Origin of the sequence: Poriferisphaera sp. WC338, assembly GCF_050931845.1 — a bacterium.
Taxonomy (GTDB): domain Bacteria; phylum Planctomycetota; class Phycisphaerae; order Phycisphaerales; family Phycisphaeraceae; genus Poriferisphaera.
In genome coordinates, this window is record NZ_CP194516.1 from 2,223,096 (window position 1) to 2,247,226 (window position 24,131).

Consider the following 24,131-nt stretch of genomic DNA (forward strand, 5'->3'; position numbering starts at 1 on the left):
ATCCCGCCACACACGCCTTCCAAACCTGCTAAATCAGGCTCAAATCTCAGCTTGTGCGCGATCCAGATTGCAATTCGCACGCCAGCCGGGGACAATCTCCTCCAACAACATGAGCACTCTACCCGATCAAATCCAGATCCAACCGTTCGCTGGCCCCTTCGACGCCACCGGCGACCGCGCCCCATTTGTGCCCGGTTCCAAATCTCTCACTAACCGAGCCCTCATGCTCGCCGCCCTCGCTGACGGTAAAACCACGCTCAAACATGTCCTGTTCTCCGATGACTCTCAGCGCATGCTAGATGCCCTGCAAACGCTCGGCTTTGATCTCGACATCAACACCCAAGACCGCACCGTCACCATCACCGGGCTCGACGGCACGTTCCCACCTCCACCAAGTGCAACCGAACCCACCGAACTTTTTCTCGGCAACGCTGGCACCGCCACGCGTTTCCTTACCGCCGCAGTCTGCCTCGCCCAACCCGGTAGCCAGTACATAATCACCGGCATCCCCCGTATGCTTGAGCGCCCCATCGGCGAACTCGTTGCCCCCCTTCGACAACTTGGCGCCGACATCACCAACCTCGGCGAAGAAGGCTTCCCGCCTCTGCTCATCAAAGGCATCGGCCAACTCCCGGGCGGCATCATCTCCATGAAGCCGACCCTTAGCAGTCAGTTCATCACCGCGCTCCTCCAGATCGGCCCCCTCTGCAAAAACGGCATCACCCTGAACTTCGACGGCCCCATCACCAGCCTCCCCTATGTCAAGATGACCCTCGACCTCATGGCCATCTTCGGCGCAGAGATCGAACACGATCCCAACTGGCAAACCATCACCGTCAAACCAGCCTCTTATAAGCCCACCAACTGGCTTGTCGAACCCGACGCCTCCAACGCCAGTTACGCACTCGCCATGGCCGCCGTCCTCCCACACGCAACCACTGAAATCAAAGGTCTAAACACCAACTCCATGCAAGGCGATGCCGCCTTCGCGCATCAACTCGCCAAGATGGGCGCCAAAGTCCAGTATCTCGAAAACAGCATCATCGTCACCGGCACCGACCAACTCACCGGCATTGATGAAGATTTCAACGACATCCCAGACATGGTCCAGACCATCGCCGTTGTTGCGCTCTTCGCTAACGGCCTCACTCGCATCCGCAACGTCGGCAATCTCCGTGTCAAAGAAACTGACCGCATGGAAGCCCTGCACATCGAACTTTCCAAACTTGGCGCAACCGTCACCATTGCTGGTGACGATCTCATCATTGAACCGCCCGCCGACAACATCCTCATCAACCACACCGTTCCCAAAGATCATCCCAACTTCGGCAAACCCCTCACCGAGCAAAACACCGTCGTCATCGACACCTACGACGACCACCGTATGGCCATGAGTTTTGCCATCGCCGGTATCAAACACCCCGGCATCATCATCGACGACCCCGCCTGCGTGAACAAAACCTTCCCAAGCTTCTTCGATGAGCTTGAAACACTGCGTAAAGCACAGAGGCAGACACGCGTATGAACAAGTTTTGGCAATTCGCAAAACGCATGCTTCAATTCAAAAAGCAGATCGCCATCGCCGCGATCGCCGCTTTCTTTGATGCTGCCGCAACCTTTGCAGGCTTTGGTGTCATTATCCTCATCATCCAGCAACTCTTCGGTGAACAAGCACAAACCATCCAACAACTCATTTCCGACAAACTCCAAGCACTCAGCCAGCACCCCACCTTCGGTTCACTCTTCGGCTTTGCACCACAAATCGCAGATTACATCCCCCAAGACAACTTCTGGGGGCTTGTCTTCGTCTTCGGTATCATCCTCGCACTTAGTATCTACGGTGCATCCATGCGTTACGTTTTCCAAGCCACCGTCCTCACCATCAGTTTCCGCACCGTCATGGTCATCCGCAAAGAAGCCTTCCAACGCCTCATCCACGCCCCCTATGAACTACTCATGGAGCAAGGCGCTGTCGACTACATGTCACGCATTACCCGCGACACCAATCAGCTCGCGCGTGGCTTCAATGCCATCATGGGTAAAGCTACCCGCGATGGGCTCATGGCTATCGTTTTCTTCACTTGGGCACTCATCATCAATCCGCAACTCTCACTCCTTTTCCTCATCTCAGTTCCCATCATCGGAATCGCCATCCGCAAATTCGGCAAACGCATCAGACGCGCCTCCAAACGCGCGATGGCAGCTTACGGCGGCATGCTCGGTGCTGTTAATGAATCAACTCAGGCACTTGCTGTCGTCAAAGTTCATAACGCTGAGGGCTACGAACGTCGTCGCTTTAATGTCATCAATCGCCAAGTCTTCACACAGGAAATGCGTGCTCGTAACGCTCGCGTCCTCGCCTCACCGGTCACCGAACTTATCGCCATCGTCGGCCTCATGGGCGTGGTCCTCGTCGCCGCATGGTACGTCTACCGCGGCCCCGCCAAACCACAAGACCTCCTCAATGTCCTGATGATGCTCGGACTTGCCGGTGCTTCGGTAAAGCCGCTTGCCAAACTCAACAATGATCTTCAGGAAGCCGGTGCCGCTGCTGAACGTATCGAAGAACTCATCGAGCTTCCCATCGAAAAAAACACCCGCGAGATCAACAAACATCTCAGCGACCACCTCCCCGATCATCAAAAACAAATCCTTTTCAAGAATATCACTTACGCCTACCCAAACACCGAGCTCCCCGCCATCCGTAATATCAACCTCGATGTTCCACACGGCCAAACCATCGCCATCGTCGGGCCTAACGGCTCCGGCAAATCCACTCTCCTCAACCTCCTCCCTCGTCTCACCGATCCACAGCAAGGGACCATCGAAGTTGATGGCCACGACATCACACAAGTGTCGCTCAAATCACTCCGCAAACAGATCGCTGTCGTCACCCAACAAACCTTCATGTTCGAAGGCACCATCGCCGACAACATCGCCTACGGCCGACGACATACACCGCGTCAAGACATCGTTGCCGCTGCCAAAGCAGCACGAGCAGATGAGTTTGTTGCCGAACTCGAAGCTGGCTACGACAGCATCCTCGGCGAAGGTGGTTCTGGCCTTTCCGGTGGCCAAAAACAACGCCTCTGCATCGCCCGCGCGATTCTACGGAACCCCAATATTCTCATCCTCGACGAAGCCACCAGCCAAGTCGACGCAGATTCCGAATTCAAGATCAATCAAGCCCTGCAAGAATTCCGTAAGGGACGCACCACCTTCGTCATCGCACACCGCCTCAGCACCGTCATCGATGCGGATCAGATCCTCGTGATGGTCGATGGCGAAATTATCGACAAAGGTACCCATCAAGAACTGCTAAGCCGCTGCTCCACATATCAAACGCTAACACATACACAACTTCAGCCTTACGATGATCTTCAAAAACAGGCTGACGCAGATACATAATTTTGTTAGAATGAGTTTACCCGGAATGGGACAACGCTATCGTTTATACGCATAATTGACTTACGGTGATTTCTTCTCTGACTCAATTCGATTCGCCTTTTTGTAGACGTTTTTTGCAGCTTGGAGTGACAGGATGTCAGCGGGTTTTAAAAATCAATTTCGCCACATCGCGCGAGGCTTCACTCTAATCGAATTGCTGGTCGTCATCAGCATCATCGCTATTCTTATTGGCATCCTCCTCCCCGCACTCGCCAAAGCACGACACAGCGCCCATATCGTTAATTGTGCACAGAACCTCCGCCAGATCGGAATCGCCATCCACGCATACGCCGTCGACTTCCGTGGTAATATTCCGCACGCAAACATCGCACCCGATCCCGCCATGAACTACTTTGGCGAACATGTCCCCACCAATACCGTACAACTTCTCACCGCCGCCGCACCTGAACCAGTTGGCATGGGACTCATCGTCGACCGGTACCTCTCCGACCCACGATCCCTTTTCTGCCCTGGCGACGACGACCTCGACAACGTCGAAGACGAGCTCAGCAAGATCATCTCAGGCCAAAACGTCTGGGCATCATACTTTTACCGAAATGTCCCCGAAACCGACCTCACCACCATCGAAAACCTCGGCTCCATCAACGGCGTACGTGTCACCGCACTCGCGCTCGATCGAAATTCACTCGTCGAAGTCCCTGCTTTGAATATAGCTCCCCAAACCAACCACGATAATGAAACCGTCAACATCATGTACACCGACGGCCACGTAGAACAACATCGTAAAGACAACGGCCCCTTCAGCATCCCTAAAGATCTTGATCTATTCCTACCTGGTGCTTCCCAAAATGCACTCTACGAAATCTTCCGAAACGCAGACGACGCTCGCTAACCTATTTCGATTCCACTTCAAGCAATAGCTCTTTCATATCATTGTTTTACCCTTGATACGCGAACTTGCATCATGAATGGTTATGCCGACTGGATAAGCCTGGCAGACCGATAATCCAACGTCCGATCAGAAAAAATCTGAATAAAAGTTACAACCGGAATCGGCCCTGCACTTTATCACGGATATCGGACACTTCCGCTTTTCATGTCCGTGAATATTTTGCTTAATTGCCCGTATCGAATAGGTTTTACTTAGTCGTTCAAAAAAACAAATTGAAAGGAAGCATCATTATTTTCGCCAAAACACTCGCCCGATAACTGAATCAGGGAAAGCAATGTTTTGGAATCGGCTTCATGATGCCGATCTGATCCATGGAAGAGTTATGTCGCTGGGGCGTCGGGAACAATGGAGGCCGTAAAGGTAACGCAACATGGATTCATTTGGTAAACGATGCTTAGTATTGATTGCAGGTGGCTTGCTTCTTCTTAGTACCGGCTGCACCGTAGCTCGAGAGAAAGTCGCTGTCATCAATCCTTCCTACTCCTACGTTAAAGCCGGTGTCAGCCTTGCCAAACGCAGCAGCCCAGAAGATCTCATCGGCACACGTTTCGCGCAAGCCAACAAGCCTGCCGAAGCAGATCAAACCGCCAACAAGTAAAACGCTTGTACCCACAATCATTAATTATGAAACGCTCTAAGATTAGAGCGTTTTTTTTCATCCCTACATTGCGGGCACTTCCGCCAGTGCCCCTTCACCAACCATCACCGCATCAATCCCCTCCCCCACCTTCAAATCCAATAACACCCTCTCTAGCCGATCACTTCGGATGAGATCGATAAAGAATGCGGCCTGCCCCTTCTCCTGTGGATGCTTTGCTGCCATCATTTGCAAATCCGTCACTGCTGCTTCTGGGTAACCCTGCAACGCCGTGATCAACGCCACGTGCAACCGCGCATCCATCTTGATTTTCGCAATCTTGTCGGCTCGCTGCTCCCACTCTCGTTTCGACTCTACTTTATCCATCTCACTCGGCTGTTTATCCTCGCGATACATATCTCCCTGTTGCCACCGACGAATCACCTCTGGCTGTTTCAAATATTGCTGATACCCATTCCGCGCCCGCTGAAGATATCGTGCTGCATCTTCCCGCTTCCCATCACGCAATAGCGCAAACCCACCGCCGAGCCATGCCTCCGCGTACTCATGCCGCAATCGGATCGCCTGATCAAACGCTTTCAGCGCACGATCATACTCACCGGCCAAATGATAAATGTTGCCCTTCAGATAGAAAATGCTCGGGTTGCCAGGATGGCTCTTAATAAATGTATCGAGCGCGGTGATGGCTTCCTCATACTTCTCCGCTGCCAATAAAGCCCCCGATTCCCCGACCGCTTTCACATATGCCGCCTTCGGCGTGTTCCCCTGTTGCTGAATTGCTGACTTGCGTTTGCAACCCGCGCTCAACAGCAACCCCAACATCAATATAAAAATCAAAACCAGCCTGTGCATCTTCGCCTCCATGCGAGACCGTACATCATCATGAGCCACGCATATCCTACCTTGGAAACATCAACACCGCGAGATGTATTGTGATCCTCCGCCACACCCCTATCCTTTCTTTCCGTTCACAACGCTCCACTCACAAACCGTAAAAAAAACACAGGCCAGATTTTAATCTGACCTGCGCATTCATTGATCAAGCACAAACACTTGGTTGGGCTGTAGCCTACGACCTTGGCCACAGTCGTTTGATACTAGAGCTCAACATACTCAAGATCAACCCCTGTTTTCTCAGAAAGTTTCGGTTCATGCACCTCGTTCGCAAACGCCCCACCCATGTCCAGACGGACTTTTGCGTCATCGTACTGGCCCGCTTCTGCATCAGCCCCAGTATATCGCAACAGGTCCAACGCAATCTGCGCCTCAGGCTTGCAATACTCAACCACCGGAATCGCCTGATGGAAGGACTGTAAACGGTTCTGGACGTTCTCAAACGTCCCCGCTTTCTCAACCCATGTCGCACCCGGCAACACCACATCGGCAGTCGCGGTCAAATCGTTTGGCAACGTATCGATCAACACCGTGTACTTGCCATTGCAAAGCCCCGTCAGTTTCTCGTCCACCCATGCATCAGGGTAGTTGCCAGTAATGATGGCTGCGCCGGTGCCACCAGCAGCACCGATGAAATCATCATAGCCATGTACGGTGCCGCCCAATGATTCCAGTGCACGACGCACACCGCGTGCGTTCGGCGCTTTCTCAGCATAAACCGTGTACCCGCCGGGGAATGATTTATTCTCACCTTCAGTCGGCACGTGGCCCACGCCGATCACCGCATTTGGATCAAGCGCCTTGGCCAATTTGCCCAACAGATAAGCATCTTCGCAGCTCAGCATCGGGCTCACCAAAAGCGAGATCGATCCCTCACCCTTCTCTGCCACAACGGCCTTTAGTTTTTCGCTAACCGTTTCGAGTGCCGGTTTCCATTCAACCTCTTCACGTTGACCATCTGCACCCAAAACACTCGGCATACGCAAACGATCTTCACGATGCACGAACTTCCAGCCATAGCGGATCTCATCACTAATCCACCACTGGTTTACATCTATATTTGTGCGTGGCTTAAGGCGATAAACCGTGTCTTCGTTGTACTCAACAGAGATGTTGTCGCCCGAAGCGGTAATCCCATCAATTGACGGCGAAAGCTTCAAATTCCACACACGCATCGACATCAGGAAATCTTTATCAAGCAACGCTCCAACTGGACAAATATCAACAACATTGCCCGACAATTCATTGTCCAAAGCCAAACCCGGGAAGATATCAATCTGCTCACCCGACCCACGGCCGAATACACCGATCTCACTTGTCCCCGTCACCTCTCGGGTAAATCGCACACACCGCGTACACATGATGCAACGGTCGGAATACAGCAGTACATTCGGACCAATATCCTTCTTAGGCTGCTTGATCTTTGTTTCTTCAAACCGTGAACACGATCGGCCATACTTATACGAATAGTCCTGCAACGAACACTCACCCGCTTGGTCACACACCGGACAATCCAGCGGATGATTGATTAGCAGGTATTCCATCACCGCTTTCTGATTCGCCACGCTCTTCGGCGACTGTGTAAAGACTTCCATCCCATCCACCGCTGGCGTCTGACACGTCGGCACCAGCTTCGGGATCAATTCCACCTTGTTATCATTCCGTGGATTTGGTTGCGCCACCTCTGCCAGACAGATTCGGCAACTCGCCACAATCGACATCCCCGGATGGTAACAGTAGTGAGGGATCTCAATACCGTTTTCCAGAGACACCTGAAGGACGGTTTTCTTCCCATCAAATTCGCATTCCTGGCCATCAATCGTCAGCTTGGGCATGTTCGCTTCTTCCCGTTGGGGCTGTAAAACATCTGCAACACGAGCAAGGTGCTGCGGAACCTGCCGCTCCGTTCTCACCCCAAGGCCACACAACCGTGTCATCGCCAGCCTTGAGGCTCAGATTCCGCACCATTTTAAGCGCGTTATCGTATGAAAACCCGGCAGAACCGTCCAGCCACCCGCCTCAAACGCTCACCTTTCCACGCCCACAAATCTCATACCTCTCACCCACGATCCAAACGTACCTCCTCATCCCGTTTAAGCGCCCGCATGACCGGGTCGATAACTACACTACGCCTTTCTGGCCGCAAAGGCCATCAGGAAAAGGGTCGTTCTAGAGTACCAGGCCAAAAACGTCCGATATGTACTCTTGCACGAGGATCGCGAGACACACGGAATTTTTATATGCCTAGAGATATACCTGTCGGCAACGGCCAGATGCTGGTTGCCTTTGATGAGCACTATCAGATCAGGGACCTGTACTATCCCCATGTCGGGCAGGAAAACCATGCTGGCGGTGCCATTAGCCGCTTCGGCGTCTGGGCCGACCTCCCCACCGCCAAATCCAAAGGTGATCGACGTCAAAAACGCCTCTTCTGGACTGACGAAGACTGGCATATCAAATCCGAATACCAGCCGGACACACTCGCCACCAACGTCAACATGACTCACAATGACCTCAAGCTCACTCTGAGCTGCTCAGACGTTGTCGATTTCCATCGCCCACTCCTCGTCCGCCGTATCGAAATAACTAACAACACCGACAAACTCCGCGACGTCCGCCTGATCTCCCACCACGACTTCCACATGTACGGCACAAAGGTCGGCGACACCGCCTTCTTCGACCCCGAACTCCGCTCACTCATTCACTATCGTAAGCAGCGATACATCATGACCTGCTTCTACATGGATGGTGAGCAACAGATCGACGAATTCGCCACAGGTACCGCAGGCTTCGGCGGCGCAGAAGGCACGTGGCGCGATGCCGAAGACGGCAAGCTCGAATGCAACCCCATCGCACAGGGCGCGGTCGACTCTACCATGCTCTGCCGATGCTCCATCGAACCGCATGGCAAACGAGTGGCCTATCTCGTCGTTGGCTGCGGCATGAAACACGAGGACATGCAGGAACTGCATAAGTTCATCCACCGTGAAGGACCGCAAGGCATCATCGATCGCACCACTGCTTATTGGCGGCTTTGGCTAGCCGCCTGCCGAACGGATTTCTCCACCACACAACCTACTGGCATCAGCAACAACGTCGAAGAACTCTTCAAACGCTCACTCCTAGTCGTCCGTACACAGATTGATAACGGCGGTGCGATCATCGCAGCGAATGACACCGATATCATGCAATTCGCCCGCGACACTTACTCCTATCTTTGGCCGCGCGATGGCGCCTTCGTCGCAGACGCCATCGACTCCGCAGGCTTCCCCGATGTCGCACGCAATTTCTTCAAGCTCTGTGCCGACATCATCACCGATGACGGCTTCTTCCTGCATAAATACTGCCCCGACGGCTCTACGGCCTCCTCATGGCATCCCTGGCTCGATGGACATGGTAGGCCACAGCTGCCTATTCAGGAAGATGAAACCGCTCTGGTTATCTGGGCACTTTGGCGACACTACGTCCGCTACCGCGACATTGAATTCGTGCGCCCTATGTGGATGAAACTCATTAAGCCTGCTGCCGATTTTCTCGTGAAATATCGCGACCCAATCACCAAACTCCCCCTTCCGTCGTACGACCTCTGGGAGGAACGATGGGGTATCCACGCCTTTACCGTCGCAACTGTTTATGCCGGTTTGCGCGCGGCTTGGCAATTCGCAGTTTGCTTCGGCGATTCCGAACGTGCTTCCAGCTATGCTCGCGCTGCTGAAGAAGTCCAAGATGCGTTCTGCCAATATATGTGGTCTGACAAACATGATCGCTTCCTGCGTCGCATCGAACCTGTCGACAGTGAACGCATCTCCGAACTCATCAACGACATCCGCACCGGTAAAATCACTGACGATTCTGAAAAAGAACTCTTACGCGCACTCCCCGGCGAAAAACAAATCAATGGATCTAACCACAAGATAGAGGTCCAACACCACGAGGATGAAGTCCTCGATGCCTCCATGTATGCGATCTTCTCGCTTGGGCTTCTCCATGTCGATGATGAACGTGTCCGTAAAACCATGGACGCCATCGAAAACGAACTTTGGATCAAGACCGATGTCGGTGGCGTCGCCCGATACACCGATGATTACTACCACCAAGTCAGCCAGGATACGGACAAAGTCCCCGGCAACCCATGGTTCATTTGCACCCTTTGGTTAGCTGAGTACTACATCGCCAAAGCCAAATCTCCTGAAGAACTCAAGTCTGCGTTACCCATTCTTGAATGGACTGCCGATCATGCCCTACCCTCTGGCGTTCTTGCAGAACAAGTTCATCCAGAAACCAATGCGCCGCTCTCCGTCTCACCACTCACATGGAGCCATGCCACCGTCGTCTCAACCGTCGTTCGTTATATCAATCGATACGAAGAAATGACCGTCTGTCCAACCTGCGGCCAAGACCGGCAATGCCATCTGCCTAGCGAACAACATAAACCTGCAAAGCAGCTTTAACCTCTTTATCGGAACTTGTTTTCCATCTATTTTTTAAAATTGTTTTTGTGATTTCCTAGAGTGATCTTGTCTCAGCAAACGAATAGGTATTCGGAGGAAGTTATTTCTTACGAGCTCAAACACTAGAGGGAAAGGCATCACATGAAGAGATCTGTTTTGATCGGTTGCTTGGCTGCATGCGGCTTAGCACTTAGCGCGACCACTGTACACGCCGGTACGAACGAGTCTTGGAACATCTCACTTACCACCACCGGCAATGACGTTACGTGGACATCACCGACCGCTATTGACTTAGGCTTCCCGCAATATGACATCTCCTACAACATCACTAAAGTCGAAACACAAATCTTTGGTACATGGGGCGATATTACCAGTCAACTCGATCCCAATACACTCTCCGGCAATACCATCGAAAACAGCCTACCTGCCACCCTCTATGACAACACTGTCAATGAAGCTGGCAGTAGCGCTACCATCCTTTTTCAAATCAACGCTGCAGGTCACGGATTCGCTTCGATTACCAGTGTAAGCCTCGGCTTTCCCGTGACCGGTGTCCGCGTGACCGGCACCATCGATGCTGCGGCCATTCCCGAGCCGGCAATGCTGAGCATGATCGGTTTAGGCGGGCTACTAACACTCGCCCGACGTAATAAAAACACCGCTTGATTAAGCTCTTTAGCTAGATTTCGCGAACCCCCTACTCAAGGGGTTTTGTCATGTGCCATTACTACAATCTTGCTGCGTTCAACGAAATACATTAGTAGAACGCTAGTATTTCTACGGGTATTCACGCATCCCAAAGCAGAACATATCCATTGCAACAACTTATCAAAAAGTATACACTTACACTATTGGAATTACGGTTAAGCACTGAATTTTAAGCTTTGATTGCGAGCATCACCTTCGTGATCATAGCCCTTGACCGCTTTCCATACGGGTAGGTTCTTCAAATATTTTCCTTCATGCAAATAGAGAGAAAGAGACATGAACATTTCAAGCAAAGTATTAGGTGTAAGCCTCGGTGCGGCGACCCTTCTGGCAAGCAGCTCCATTGCATTTGCAGCAGTGCCGACTGATTCTCAGACTTGGAACTTTGACCTCACACTACCGGCAGGCACACCAACAGTCGTTTGGACCTCAAGCACAGCCATAGGCAATACAACGCCTATTACTATGGGCCTTACTTCTTACGATTGGGTTTATACGATCACAACCGCTACAGCAAATGTCGGCGGCAATGACGTTAACATTCTGTCATTTATTCAGGGTGCTGGCGAAGATGTTAAAACCGGCACGGCTCCTGGCGTTGCCACCGGCCCCATTAGCCTTTTGGCTGGCGACACAACAACCGTCTCAGACACTTCATACAAGGCCTCGATTGATCTTGATGCTGGTGGCAATGGCGTCATTACGATCAGTGAAATTACACTTGGCTCGTTTAATGGAACTCCGTTTTCAAATGTAAAGCTTGGCGGTACGCTAGAGGTTGATGCATATGGCCCCGCGATTCCTGAGCCAGCCTCCATGGCATTGCTCGGACTTAGCGGCTTGATGCTCTTACATCGCCGCAAGTAATCCCAAGATTACCGAATCAACTTAAATCCAAATTGAACCGTACTGTTTTACAACAGTACGGTTTTTCACTGGTGAAACAGCCAATCCAAAATAACGAATAACAGGGGCTGTAAGGCTCAAATCACGCACATCACCCATGTTTCCACAATTCACATACGAATGGAATTTCTCAGAAATTAATCTGTACGAACCATACTCAGTTCGGGTAAACTGACTGTATAAGCCTATCAGACATATACTTGGCAATTTTGCATGTCTTTCTAAAACATCTTTCATTGAGATCAAATCTTTATAACTGCTGCTTCAGGATGGATTGATGGAAACACTTAAAACAAAGCCTGTTGAAACCAAACGTCGTATGCGCGGACGCCCAGCTGGGGCCAACGCTCAAATGCAACGCCAACGCATCTTGTCACATGCTTGTGATGCGTTTGCCGCCTTCGGGCCAGAAACAACTCGTTTGCAAGATATTGCGGAACGAGCAGGTGTAGACCGCCGATTGGTCTATCACTACTTCAAATCCAAAGACAAGCTCTATCTTGAGGTCCTGCAAGATTTGTTCGCTAAGCTCGTTGATCTGAGCGAAGACGTCTGCCACAACGTCGACAATCTTGAGGAGATGATCGAAAAGCTGATGCGGCGTTATTATCGATTCTGCTGCAACAACCCAGCTTTTGTACGTGTTCTCATGTGGGAGAACTTACGTGATGTCAAAGGGTTACGTGAGTATGCCGATCAATGCAAGCTAATCAATGTGAATTTTGAAATCTTAAAGCCATTGATTTTATCCGCAGCGAGCAAAGGCAAATGCCGTGCGGACTTGGACCCAACTATGCTGCTGATCACCTGCCTGAGCAATTGTCTTTACTTCCTGACAAACGGCCCATCGCTTGAATTGATCTTCGGCACAAAATTCAAAGATGAAGTGGTTCGATCAGAGTGGATTGACCATGCAGTTGCGCAGGTCAAAGATGGTATTCGGCCGGTCTAAAAAGCTGGACCAAAATCCTAGACTTACGAACAAAATTTCTTCGTGGCTAAAGCCTCTAAATAAGGCTCCCAGCCGCATCTATCCACAATTTGCCCCCCCATTTGTTTGCATAAATGGTGCTGCTTTTTTACTCTGTGCCAGATAGAGTCTTGCCAAGTTATGGCGATACTCGGCCAAACTGACCTCTCGTTCTGTAAGGATGGAACGGAACGGATCTCCCGCATGCTTACAAATGTTGCTATGACAATCCAAACGCCAATGGTTCTCTATGTTGCTTCCGCGATCAGTGCTGTCGCACTGTATCTGATGATGCCCAAACGCCACCTGAATTGGCGATTGATCGGGGCCATCATTGGCGCGGCAACACTGGGTGGAGCATGGTTCTTTTTGTCCCGTAAATTGCCGTGGTCAGAATTGGGCGTCTCGAATATGGCGTTCCTCTATTACTACGTATTCAGCGGCATTGCGATCATTGCGGCGGTCCGCGTCATCACACATCAACGGCCAATCTACTCGGCTCTCTGGTTCATCATGGTGGTGTTGGCTTCTGCTGGATTATTTATTGTGCTTTCGGCGCAATTTATGGCCTTTGCGATGATCATCATCTACGGCGGAGCGATCCTCGTCACCTATATGTTTGTGATCATGCTTGCCTCAAGCTCTGGCGATGCAGTTAATGAAGACGACATCCCAGAATATGACCGCATTGCACGTGAGCCGCTATTTGCAATCGCAGCTAGTTTTTTGTTTTTGGCGGTGATTTTGAATGTGAACTTCACGCCGGGCGACATCCCGATTGAATCCGTTGCCAAAGGCCCGAGTAATCACGAAATCGTCACACAATACTTGAGTGAACGCAATATATCTGCGATTGAGCAAGCAGAGATTGATCGCGCCCCAGAAGGGGAAAAAGAATCGGTACGTACCGCGATCATGGCAAGCAACGTAAGCAATCTTGAACAGGTTGGTTTGGACCTGTTCCGTAGCCATCCACTTGGCCTTGAAATTGCTGGCGTCATTCTGCTTATCTCACTAATTGGTGCGGTCGTGATTGCGAAAACACAAGTTGACGAAGAAGACAATCTAAAACAGTCTGCTTAACCCGCGGCTGTTTTTTTTATTTACTCCCAAAGAATTAGAACGACGAACGGAATCTCATGCTGAGCCTCGCACAACAAGCACAAGCCTTGGATACAACCGTACTGGCGCACTTTCTGCTGACTGGCGCGGTGTTGTTTTGCATCGGGCTGGTGGGCTTCCTGACTCGCCGCAACTTAATCATCGTTTTCCTTTGCACAGAGATGATGTTTCAGGGAGTGGTGGTGTCGCTGGTTGCTTTTAGCAAATACCACATGAACATCACAGGGCAAACATTTGTGATCTTTGTCCTGACAATTGCAGCATGTGAAGCAGCGCTTGCTTTAGGTTTGGTGGTGCTGATGTTCCGCCGCAAGCGAACATTGGACTCACTGGACTGGGCACAACTGCGTGGCTAAACGAAAGCCGCAAGGGTTGGTGAGCAGGATGCTGACCAACCAACATGAAGCCGAGCAGGCAAAAACAACGAACCTGCCATCAAGCTTCTGATCACCAACAGCCATACTCTCAAACACACTGGTTTGAACTCATGATTGATTTTGATTACGCCAAGCTGATCCCATGGTTCCCCGCCCTCGGTGCGGTTCTTTGCGTGCTATGTTGCATGAAGAAAGAGTTGCACAAGTTGGCTGGGCCGATCTGTGTGATCTCAATATTAACGAGCCTTGTGGTGGCGTTCGGTATTTACACACAGGTACCGGGGGTTGTGGGCGGCGATGGCGAAATGGCTGGCCGCTTTTTGGTTGACCCGTTCTGGACCTGGATCAAAGTCGGTGACTTTGTCGCACCATGGGGATACTTCTTTGACCCGCTGACGATGATCATGCTATTTGTCATCACTGGTGTGGGTTCGCTGATTGCCTGGTACGCCAACGGCTATATGGCCGGCGACCGCGGCTATGCTCGGTTCTTTGCTGGTGTGTGTATCTTCATCTTTGCCATGACCAATCTCGTCATGGGTGACAACCTCATCCTGCTCTACCTTGGCTGGGAGGGCGTGGGGCTTGCCTCGTATCTGCTCATCGGCTTCTACTACAACCAGCCCATCGCGGTTGAAGCGGCCAAGAAAGCATTCATTGTCAATCGTATCGGCGACCTCGGTTTCGCGCTCGGCATTTTCCTGACCTACCTCACGTTTGGGTCAGTGCAGTACGCAGACATTATCCCTGCAGCACAAGCGATCCTCACCGGTCATGCTGAAGTCCTCACCGACGGCGCTCTCGCGGCTTACACCACTGCCCTGACAACCAACAACTATGAAATCTGGACGGCTTGGATCCCGTTCCTGCTGATGCTCGGCGCCTTCGGCAAGTCAGCACAGATCCCGCTTTATGTCTGGCTACCCGATGCGATGGCTGGTCCAACACCTGTCTCCGCACTCGTTCACGCGGCAACCATGGTGACTTCCGGTGTGTACATGATTGCTCGCCTCACACCAATCTTCCAACTCTCCGAATATGCACTGCCAGCGGTCGCGATTGTAGGTGGCGTGACCTGTCTCTATGCAGGCACGATCGCGCTCACCAGCAACGACCTCAAAGGTGTCTTTGCTTACTCGACGATCTCACAGCTCGGCTATATGTTTGTGGGCGTGGCGGTCGTCTCCGTTGGCGGCGTCTTCCATCTGCTCACACACGCATGCTTCAAAGCTCTGCTCTTCCTCACTGCAGGGTCAGTGATGCACGCTCTTGCTGGCAACCTCGATATCCGCACGATGTCTGGTCTTCGTAAGAAGATGCCTTTTACTGCGATCCTAATGTTCTGCGGTTGCGTCGCACTGGCGGGCTTGCCGCTCTCTGCGGGCTACTACTCCAAAGACCTTCTGCTCGGTGATGCAATCCTCAAAGGCATGAGCAGTGCACCACATGCAAGCTGGTACTACGCAGCAGGTGTGCTGGGTATCATCACAGCTTTCGTCACCGCCTTCTACACCTTCCGACTCTGGTTCAAAGTATTCATGGGCCCACTCAAGTGGGAAATGGGCACCGATCATGATCATGAACCTGTCGATGACATGGAAGTGATCACTGATGCGGTTGCCAAGGAAGAGGAAGAACACACTGGTCATCACCATCATGCCCCGCATGAAATGCCATTCTTCCTGATGAACCTGCCACTGATTCCGCTAGCACTCGCAGCATTGTTCGTCGGTTTGATCGCGACCGGCATGTTCAAACTGTTCGGCATTGAGTTCCATATCCTGTCGGTCGACTGGATCGCCGGCATGCTCGAAAAATCAACTGAGTTTGCAGCATCACATCCAGATCATTCTGAAGCGGCTCACCACACACACGTCACCGTTGAGATCATCTCCGGTTGCCTTGCTGTGGGTGGATTCCTGCTCGCGGCTTGGTTCCACTGGATCAAGCGTGATTGGGTTGCACCTGTCGTCAATCTTCCCGGTATCAAACAACTTTGCGGTCTGCTCGTCGGCAAGTACTACATTGATGAACTCTATGAACGAGTTATCCGCAAACCACTCAACGACATCGGCCACATGTGCGTCAAGTTCGACGAGATCGTTATCAACGGCTTCGTCTACCTCATCGGCTTCCTCCCACGTATGGGCGGTTACATCATCAAGCCCGCACAGTCCGGCAAACTGCAGGGCTACGGCGTAAGCATGGTGATCGGCATGGCTGTCATTATGCTGCTGGTGTTCTACGCATGGATCAACGCCCCCGGAAGTTAATCCCCAAAAGCTAACATCACCGCAAAACCCCTCTCCCACACGGCCTGACCGAAATTCACACCCAACCGCTGAATCATCAGCGCTTACAGAAGATAGAAGAAGAGCAAACATAATGGACAAAATGCTCATTCCAGCCATGATCCTCGTGCCAACCATCGCAGCATTTCTGCTGCTGATTCCAGGCAAGGTGTTTGACTATAAGAAGAACATCAGCGCCCTCGCGATCATTGGCACGCTCATCTCCTTTGTGATCTCACTCGTAATGGCGTATCAGTTCAACTGGGCTGACACGACCATGCAGATGACCAATGAATTGCCATGGGTTGCAGGCTTCGGCTTGAAGTTTAGTTGGGGCATCGACTCGATCTCGCTCTGGCTGATCTTGCTGACAACGTTCCTTATGCCGTTGATCATGCTTGGATCGTATTCCGCTTTTGAAGGACGTGAACGTGAGTTCTATTTCTGGCTGCTCGTGCTTGAGTCCGCCATGATCGGCACCTTTGTTGCCACTGACATCATCTTCTTCTACATCTGCTTTGAATTTACGCTGGTCCCATTGTTCTTCCTCATCGGGGTGTTCGGCCACGACAACCGCCTTAAAGCCGCCAAGGTGTTCTTCCTCTATACCTTCACCGGCTCCATGCTCACCTTTGCCGCCATCCTCTACGTTGCATGGGTATTCGCATCCAACCCGGCAAACGGCTACTGGTCCTTCCAGATCACCGACCTCTACATCGCCGCTCAGGGCATGACCGACACCGAGCAATACCTCGTGTTGCTTGGCCTGCTGGCGGGCTTTGCGGTGAAGGTACCCATCTTCCCCGTGCATACGTGGTTGCCATTGGCTCACACCGAAGCACCGACCGCGGGATCAGTCATCCTTGCAGGTGTGCTGCTCAAGCTCGGAACCTACGGCATTCTTCGCTTTGCGATCCCGATGGTACCGCTTGGTGTGTATTTCTTCATTCCATGGATTGGTGCTCTGGCTGTCATCGGAATCATTTACGCTTCGCTCTGCTGCTGGGTACAAACGGATGCCAAGAAACTGGTTGCCTACTCATCAGTCGCTCACTTAGGTTTCTGTGTGCTGGGCTTGTTCAGTTTTGATGCGGATAATGCTGGTACCGTTGGTGCGGTGATGTACATGATCAACCACGGCCTCTCCACCGGGGCCCTCTTCCTCTGCATCGGCATGCTCTATGAACGACTCCACACCCGCGACATGCACATCATGTCTGGCATGGCACGCGTTATGCCTGTCTGGGGATTCTTCATGGTGTTCTTCGTCTGTTCATCTGTCGGCTTACCCGGCCTCAATGGATTCATCGGTGAGTTCCTCACGCTGATCGGCACATTCACCGCAGTCGATACACTTGGCTGGCGATTTGCTGTTCCAGCTGCATCTGGCATGATCTTCGCCGCCATCTACCTGCTCTATCTCACTGGACACGTTGTTTGGGGACCACTCAAGATTCCTCACGTTCATGGCAAACCTGCTGACTGGAAACCGAACGATCTGAATGCACGTGAGATTATTACGCTGGTGCCGATTGCGGCCGTCTGCATCTGGCTCGGATTCGCACCCACTCCACTCCTTGAATCACTCGAAGCACCAATTGCTCAACTCAACGCACCGACCAAAGAAGTGATCCCTGGCGATAACACCCCTGCACGTCATCGAAATATCGAAACCGTCAAGCAGGAACTCAAAGAGCATACCCCTGCGGTTGATATTCATGTGACGCAACCTCACTCTGCATTGCCGGCAGTGTGGGAAGACAAAACACTCGTTGCAGCACAACAATGATGCAAGCTGCGTGATGTGACCAGCTAAGCGCGGATAGATGACTGATATTTATCACCGGACACACAGGAAGCCGGATAAACATGATCGATTTTGCAAACATATTGACGACACTCGCGCAGCAGCCCATTGCACCGCCCCTATCTCACGGTGTGGTCGAGAACATCGGCGCGCTGCTGCCGGAAATCATCCTCTTGATCGGCGGCACCATTTGTCTGATCACAGGGCTTGGCAGAGAAGACGGCACCCGCAAGGCAACATCATGGATTGCAGGCATCGCGATCCTCGTCGCTATCGCATTCATCCCGCCATGGAAAGATCTTTCACAAGGCTTCTATGCCATCACCGATATGGTGAGTTTTATCAAACTCGCTGTTTGTATCATTGGTTTTATTCTGTTGTTGGTGTGTGCTTCGGTGCCAGACTTGTTACCACAAACTACGAAAGCAGAGTCGGCTAAGAAGTTTGAGCCAGAGAAAATTTTTCGTGGCGAGTTCTTTGCGTTCTTTCTGTTTTCACTCACGGGTGTCATGCTCACTGCTGGCGCGAAAGATTTGATCTGGCTGTTCCTCGCATTGGAACTGACCTCGCTGCCGACCTACGTCATGGTAGCCTCGGCTCGTAAGAACATCGCGGCACAAGAAGCTGGCGTAAAATACTTCTTCCTCGGCGCACTGTCTGCTGCAATATTCCTCTACGGTTTCGCCTTCATCTATGGTGCGACCGGCTACACAGATTTTCAAAGTATTGCGACAGAAATTTCACGCCAAGTTGCGCTGAACAATGGGCACCTGCCGGGCATGCTTCTGATCGGTCTTGTACTCGCCATCATTGGTTTGTGTTTCAAAATTGCGGCCTTTCCCATGCACTATTACGCTGCTGACGTTTACGAAGGCGCGTCTTCTGCGGTAACGGCCTTTCTTGCATTCGTTCCCAAGACTGCGGGCTTCGCAGCATTGATTTTGATCCTCACACTTGTTGGATGGAAGTTTGGGCCGGATGCAAATCACTTGCCGCCTATGATTGACGTTCTGCTATGGTTCATCGCGGTCATCACCATGACCGTCGGTAATGTGCTGGCTGTAGTGCAAAGCTCCGTCAAACGTGCTCTGGCCTACTCATCGGTCGCCCACTCTGGCTATATGATTGTTGGTCTGCTCGCTGGCCCTGCCCTTTTAAAAGCTGCAAATGCCGATCCAAGTTTCGGCTACGCTATCGGCGACGGCTTAGCTGCCATCATCTTCTACCTCATTGCTTACGGCCTTGCGACAGTTGGCTCTTTCGCTGTGCTTGCATGTCTCCGCAACAAAGAAGGTGAAGAAGTCGATCGCTTCGACGAACTAGGCGGCCTCGTGCGGCACCATCCATTGCTTGCAGGCATCATGGCATTGTCCGTGCTTTCACTGCTTGGCATCCCGCCAATGGTTGGCTTCCTCGGAAAAATCTACCTCTTCGGCTCGGCTTACGAAGCTGGCTTCTATTGGCTGGTCATCATTGGCGTGCTTAACACTGCGATCTCCGGTGCATACTATCTCCGCATTGCAGCTGGCGCATTCTTCGCAAAACCAACCGAAGGTATCACTGTCACCCACACGCCCGGACGCATCTTCGGTGCCTTCATCGGCGGCGTGGCTGCACTTGCACTCGGCTTCTTTGGTGGCAGCTTGATCGATACAGCTGACCGTGCTGCGGAAGACATTACAACACAATTCCAAATCGAGCCACAGCAAACCAATGCGGAACAATCATTGGTACAAAAATAAACTGTCGTCCACAGTCAAATACCTACACACGAAGCACCTCGAACGGTGCTTCGTTTTTACATAGGTCATAACGTCAAATAATCCCGCTCTAACTCCATGACATTCCTGATAAAAACCCCATACGCATGATGCGGCAATCTTGGTAGGATACCGATCTTGTGATTCGATATCATCTAAGCCTGTGGAGCAAAACAAAATGAAGAAATTTCTCATTGGTGGCCTCGTCACCGTCGTCACACTCATTCTGATCGTTGTCGTTGTTGGACTGTTCCTGCCTAACGATTTTCGTGTTGCTCGCACAGTCACCGTCAATGCCACCGCTGATACTATCCATCCTTACGTGAACGATCTAAATCAATGGAATCAGTGGGAGCCATGGACCAAAGTGGACCCCACCATCGTTACAACACTCGGCAACCAAGCCGTTGGTGTCGGCGCGAACCACTCATGGGTCGGCCAAGAATCAGGCTCAGGCTCACTTGTCATCACACAATCATCACCTGATTCGGGTGTCACCTTTGATGTGACCATTGACGAACACGGTTCTACCAGCCAAGCTGCGATCATCTATGCATCAAGCGGAGACACAACCGAGGTTACATGGCAGATGACCGGCAAGATCGATGTCCCTGTCATTGGTGGCTATCTCTGCATGATGATGGATGGACAAGTCGGCCACTGTTTTGAATATGGCTTGGATCGTTTAAAAACAATCTCAGAATCAAGTGGCACCACAACCCCTACCTCCGCACAAAGCGCATCACTACCTGAATAAATCTCCTTGCAACTTCATCTGGAACTAATTCAAAGCTGGGCATCATGCTCAGCTTTTTAAATGTATCTCTGAACGAAGAGTATCAAACCGGCTGAAACGTGGGCTTTATCGCAGGCTGAATTAAATACGGCTGCGTCGCCAATTCAATCTGTGTTGCAGCAATGCGATCCTTCTTCGATTCACGAACCTTAAGATAGGCATGCTTACCATTCGTATTCGGCTCAAAAGATACATTGCCAAGGTCATCAACTTCTACCTTCCCCGGCCCTGATAGCTCGAAGTATTGATGATCACGGCGCACCGCATACAACACCGCGTTCAAATCCCAAGTCGGACGGTCATAAGGCATCTCCCGGAAAGCATGATATGCCTCACGAACAGGATGATGATCCACCCAAGCGTAACCTGATTCTATCGCGTCGGCGGGAAATAAAATCTGCGTACCAATTTCAAACCCACAAAACGTGATGGGCGAAGGGCACCGGTTAATGAATGTTTGAGCTGCGGGGATATCTTTTACAATGTTGTATTCACGCGCTTCAACAGGCTGCAGTGATAGTGCATGGTCTGAAAACTCGCCAGCCATCACGATAAATTCTCGTACTTTCTCTCGTACGAGCGCCGACCCATTAAGTGGACTAAACACATCTGATTCGGTGGCCAACAAAGCTTGCATGTTGGTTGAAAAACCGATCATTACAATCACCACGGATTGATCGTCTTCCTGCGAAAGCAACATACGCAGAACATCAGTTGCTGCACCATATGGTTTCTTCTTGGGCTGCGTACATTGGTAACGTCTTTTGCCACAAGCATCGGTCGCTTCAACAATAGTTCTTGTGTATAGCCCATTATCTTCCGTCACACCATCCTGAACCATGCCAATCGGTATATCACCACGCCCATAGAACGTATTTACCAAATCTACATACTGTGGCGCAAACACGTTATCCTTGCACACCGTCACACCAAGCAGTTCACACTCTTGTCGGCTTTGTAAGCTGTGAATCATCGTGAGTGCCAATGCATCATCGATATCGTTCCCCATATCTGTATCGAGAATCAGCTTAACCGGGCTGCTTGTTGCTGGTAAATATGACACAATAACCGCGCTCCATATGAATCACATGTATGGGTCCAAAAATTAACTGAACTAACCAATGCAAATAATAACCACTACGGCAAGGTAACTTCGACGAAACAAACTTGCCGCCGATTGTTGTCGTATACAAACACAAGACGGCCATCCTTTAAGATCGTGCCGTTTGGATAAGCTCGCTTCCCGCCGTGCAATAAATCTGCTTTTACAGACCAACTCTGCATTTCATCGTCACTGATCCATAGTGACATCGGCGATCGTTTTGCTCGCTCACCGACTTGGCCACCACTTGGGTTATGCAAAAGTGCAATCCGTCCATCGGGCAAACGCGTCAAATCGATCAATGCGGAAGGGTTCGGTATTTTTGTCGGATAGGCACGTGACCACGTACGGCCGTTATCTGTACTATCCGCCCGCCAAAGATAGCCGCCCCATTCCGCACGCATAAGTACACTGATCGTTCCGTGCTTAAGCACGATGCCTGTGGGTTCAAGTAAACCAAGTGGCCGATTGTCTGCCTTACCCAACATTTCGGTTGAACGCACGACTGGACTATCGACCTTCACCCCAACAAACCCGTGGTGATACTCGCCAAACTTTCCACTGTCGCGTCCCTTGCCTTTCGGCATGCGCAGAGCATCGGTTTCATTCTTCGCAAATGCGAGTGCTCCCGCTGGTGCGATCAAACGCTTGTTACGCTTCCGGTAAAACTGACCCACAAAAAAAGTTTCTCCATTATCTAATGTCAGTGGCCGTTGCCCGTGTCCAAGTGCGGCGTATCCCTTGTTAATCTTAAACGGGTATGGCTTGCCCCACGTCTTGCCTGAATCTTCAGACACACGGCTGAAATAATGCCATTCCGTATATTTCTTATCGCTCGGCCAATGGGCGCCAAGCAATACAACCTTTCCATCGTCAGTTGTATATAGGTTCGTGACAATCCCGGCTTGTTCGCCAGCTGGCACAATGATCTCAGGCTCAGACCACGTCTTGCCCCCATCGGATGATCTCGCCAATAACGCACAATTATCTGTCGCAGGCTCTTTACCGCTGCCAGACAACCATGCCACAAGCAGGTCACCATTGGGCGCTTCGGTCATGATCGCTGCGCAAGCAAGGCGATAGGTGATACCGTTATGTAGCCAACCTTGGTCACCATCAAACAGAACCGTTTCCTTAGCTGTAATCTTCGCCGGCCCCGCACTCTGCAAATCTGCATCACTTGGTTTTTCATCGGTCTGGTAGCCAAATGCTGCCATCCCCTGCTGATGCACTTGCTTGATCTCAGCTTCGCTTAAAACACGATCAAACACCGCCAACTCATCAAGATCACCAATGAATTTCTGGCCGATTACCGCATGGGCATGCGCCGGTGGCGTCGCTGTGGTACTGACAGTATAAGTGTCCTGTTTGGCTTGCTTCACACCATCAATATAAAGTGACATGGTTTGACCATCACTCGTGCCGACATAGCTGTGCCATTTTCCGTCGTCTATACGCCGATTAGATAGAACTTGCCGATTACCATCACCCGAACCCTTGACTTCAAACGACAATCGACCACGCTTGCTGTGACCGCCACGAACCACGATCACACCAATACCCCCTGCTCTGTGTTTGGCATAACTAAAAAGTGCACGATGCTCATTACCCGTGACAGGATCAAGTTTAAACCAACCCACAACAGAAAACGGCCTCTTCTCCAGATGCAGTATGGTTGGCTTACCCAACATCACTGTGTCGTCGCCATCAAAATGGATGGCATCACCAAAGCTGTTTTTACCACTCCTGATCGTATACAGCCCGTTAGTATCACTCCCCAAAGCATAAAGTATGCCTTGATTTTGAAACAAACCATCTTGATCGCCAACTCGATCAAATAAGGTCGCTCCTTGATCCTCATTAAATGACCAGTAGGCTACCGGCCCATCCCCAGCAAATGCGCTGCGATAAACTGCCAACGAACAAACAAGCACAACACACAGAACCATCCAATGATTCGATTTCATCAACATCAAACAACTCGCTTAT

Annotated in this window: 18 protein-coding genes; 14 read left to right on the forward strand and 4 right to left on the reverse strand. The window is 51.3% G+C overall.

What is annotated here, in order from left to right; translation table 11 throughout:
- The first annotated feature begins 109 nt into the window (after nt 1-109).
- From aroA to ACQ6WK_RS09165, 4 genes are all read left to right on the forward strand, one after another.
- The gene (aroA, locus tag ACQ6WK_RS09150; RefSeq protein WP_432797078.1) at nt 110-1,525 is read left to right on the forward strand and encodes a 3-phosphoshikimate 1-carboxyvinyltransferase; all 1,416 of its coding nucleotides are present in this window, start codon (nt 110-112) and stop codon (nt 1,523-1,525) included.
- Nucleotides 1,522-3,408, forward strand: a complete 1,887-nt coding sequence (locus ACQ6WK_RS09155) for an ABC transporter ATP-binding protein (RefSeq protein ID WP_432797079.1) — start codon at nt 1,522-1,524, stop codon at nt 3,406-3,408. The genes aroA and ACQ6WK_RS09155 overlap by 4 nt, the downstream gene beginning before the upstream one ends.
- A 133-nt stretch (nt 3,409-3,541) precedes the next feature.
- Complete coding sequence (locus ACQ6WK_RS09160) at nt 3,542-4,300, forward strand: type II secretion system protein (RefSeq protein WP_432797080.1); 759 nt, start codon at nt 3,542-3,544, stop codon at nt 4,298-4,300.
- Between the two features lie 430 nt (nt 4,301-4,730).
- A complete protein-coding gene (locus ACQ6WK_RS09165) occupies nt 4,731-4,958 on the forward strand; it encodes a hypothetical protein (protein ID WP_432797081.1) in 228 nt (75 codons plus the stop codon).
- A gap of 63 nt (nt 4,959-5,021) precedes the next feature.
- Here the strand turns inward: ACQ6WK_RS09165 and ACQ6WK_RS09170 are convergent, their stop codons facing one another.
- Nucleotides 5,022-5,810, reverse strand: a complete 789-nt coding sequence (locus tag ACQ6WK_RS09170; RefSeq protein WP_432797082.1) for a tetratricopeptide repeat protein — start codon at nt 5,808-5,810, stop codon at nt 5,022-5,024.
- A 245-nt stretch (nt 5,811-6,055) separates the two neighbouring features.
- A complete protein-coding gene (locus tag ACQ6WK_RS09175) occupies nt 6,056-7,789 on the reverse strand; it encodes a molybdopterin-dependent oxidoreductase (RefSeq protein WP_432797083.1) in 1,734 nt (577 codons plus the stop codon).
- Nucleotides 7,790-8,092: 303 nt separating this feature from the next.
- On the opposite strand from ACQ6WK_RS09175, the gene ACQ6WK_RS09180 reads away from it, so the two are divergent.
- The 10 genes from ACQ6WK_RS09180 to ACQ6WK_RS09225 all read left to right on the forward strand — a co-directional run bounded on the left by ACQ6WK_RS09180 (nt 8,093) and on the right by ACQ6WK_RS09225 (nt 21,001).
- Nucleotides 8,093-10,303: a glycoside hydrolase family 15 protein gene (locus tag ACQ6WK_RS09180; RefSeq protein WP_432797084.1), complete on the forward strand. Its 2,211-nt coding sequence runs from the start codon at nt 8,093-8,095 to the stop codon at nt 10,301-10,303.
- A 141-nt stretch (nt 10,304-10,444) separates the two neighbouring features.
- Nucleotides 10,445-10,969 carry a PEP-CTERM sorting domain-containing protein gene (locus ACQ6WK_RS09185; RefSeq protein WP_432797085.1) on the forward strand — a complete coding sequence of 175 codons (525 nt, stop codon included), beginning with the start codon at nt 10,445-10,447 and terminating at the stop codon, nt 10,967-10,969.
- 318 nt (nt 10,970-11,287) lie between these two features.
- Nucleotides 11,288-11,878, forward strand: a complete 591-nt coding sequence (locus ACQ6WK_RS09190) for a PEP-CTERM sorting domain-containing protein (protein WP_432797086.1) — start codon at nt 11,288-11,290, stop codon at nt 11,876-11,878.
- A 316-nt stretch (nt 11,879-12,194) separates the two neighbouring features.
- The gene (locus ACQ6WK_RS09195; protein ID WP_432797087.1) at nt 12,195-12,869 is read left to right on the forward strand and encodes a TetR/AcrR family transcriptional regulator; all 675 of its coding nucleotides are present in this window, start codon (nt 12,195-12,197) and stop codon (nt 12,867-12,869) included.
- A 222-nt stretch (nt 12,870-13,091) separates the two neighbouring features.
- Nucleotides 13,092-13,970 (forward strand): NADH-quinone oxidoreductase subunit J family protein, encoded by an 879-nt coding sequence (locus tag ACQ6WK_RS09200; protein ID WP_432797088.1) that lies wholly within the window; start codon nt 13,092-13,094, stop codon nt 13,968-13,970.
- Between the two features lie 56 nt (nt 13,971-14,026).
- Nucleotides 14,027-14,365, forward strand: coding sequence for an NADH-quinone oxidoreductase subunit NuoK (gene nuoK, locus ACQ6WK_RS09205; protein ID WP_432797089.1), 339 nt, complete (start codon nt 14,027-14,029; stop codon nt 14,363-14,365).
- Nucleotides 14,366-14,496: 131 nt separating this feature from the next.
- Nucleotides 14,497-16,659 (forward strand): NADH-quinone oxidoreductase subunit L, encoded by a 2,163-nt coding sequence (nuoL, locus tag ACQ6WK_RS09210; protein ID WP_432797090.1) that lies wholly within the window; start codon nt 14,497-14,499, stop codon nt 16,657-16,659.
- 112 nt (nt 16,660-16,771) lie between these two features.
- Nucleotides 16,772-18,466, forward strand: coding sequence for a complex I subunit 4 family protein (locus ACQ6WK_RS09215; protein WP_432797091.1), 1,695 nt, complete (start codon nt 16,772-16,774; stop codon nt 18,464-18,466).
- Nucleotides 18,467-18,546: 80 nt separating this feature from the next.
- Nucleotides 18,547-20,226, forward strand: a complete 1,680-nt coding sequence (locus tag ACQ6WK_RS09220; RefSeq protein ID WP_432797092.1) for an NADH-quinone oxidoreductase subunit N — start codon at nt 18,547-18,549, stop codon at nt 20,224-20,226.
- A 196-nt stretch (nt 20,227-20,422) separates the two neighbouring features.
- Entirely contained in the window at nt 20,423-21,001 is a 579-nt protein-coding gene (locus ACQ6WK_RS09225; RefSeq protein ID WP_432797093.1) for an SRPBCC family protein, read from the forward strand.
- A gap of 82 nt (nt 21,002-21,083) precedes the next feature.
- On the opposite strand, the gene ACQ6WK_RS09230 is transcribed toward ACQ6WK_RS09225, so the two are convergent.
- Both ACQ6WK_RS09230 and ACQ6WK_RS09235 read right to left on the reverse strand, forming a co-directional pair.
- Nucleotides 21,084-22,103, reverse strand: coding sequence for a nucleoside hydrolase (locus tag ACQ6WK_RS09230; RefSeq protein WP_432797094.1), 1,020 nt, complete (start codon nt 22,101-22,103; stop codon nt 21,084-21,086).
- 74 nt (nt 22,104-22,177) lie between these two features.
- On the reverse strand, nt 22,178-24,115 hold the full coding sequence (locus ACQ6WK_RS09235; protein ID WP_432797095.1) for an exo-alpha-sialidase: 1,938 nt from the start codon (nt 24,113-24,115) through the stop codon (nt 22,178-22,180).
- Nucleotides 24,116-24,131: the final 16 nt, after the last annotated feature.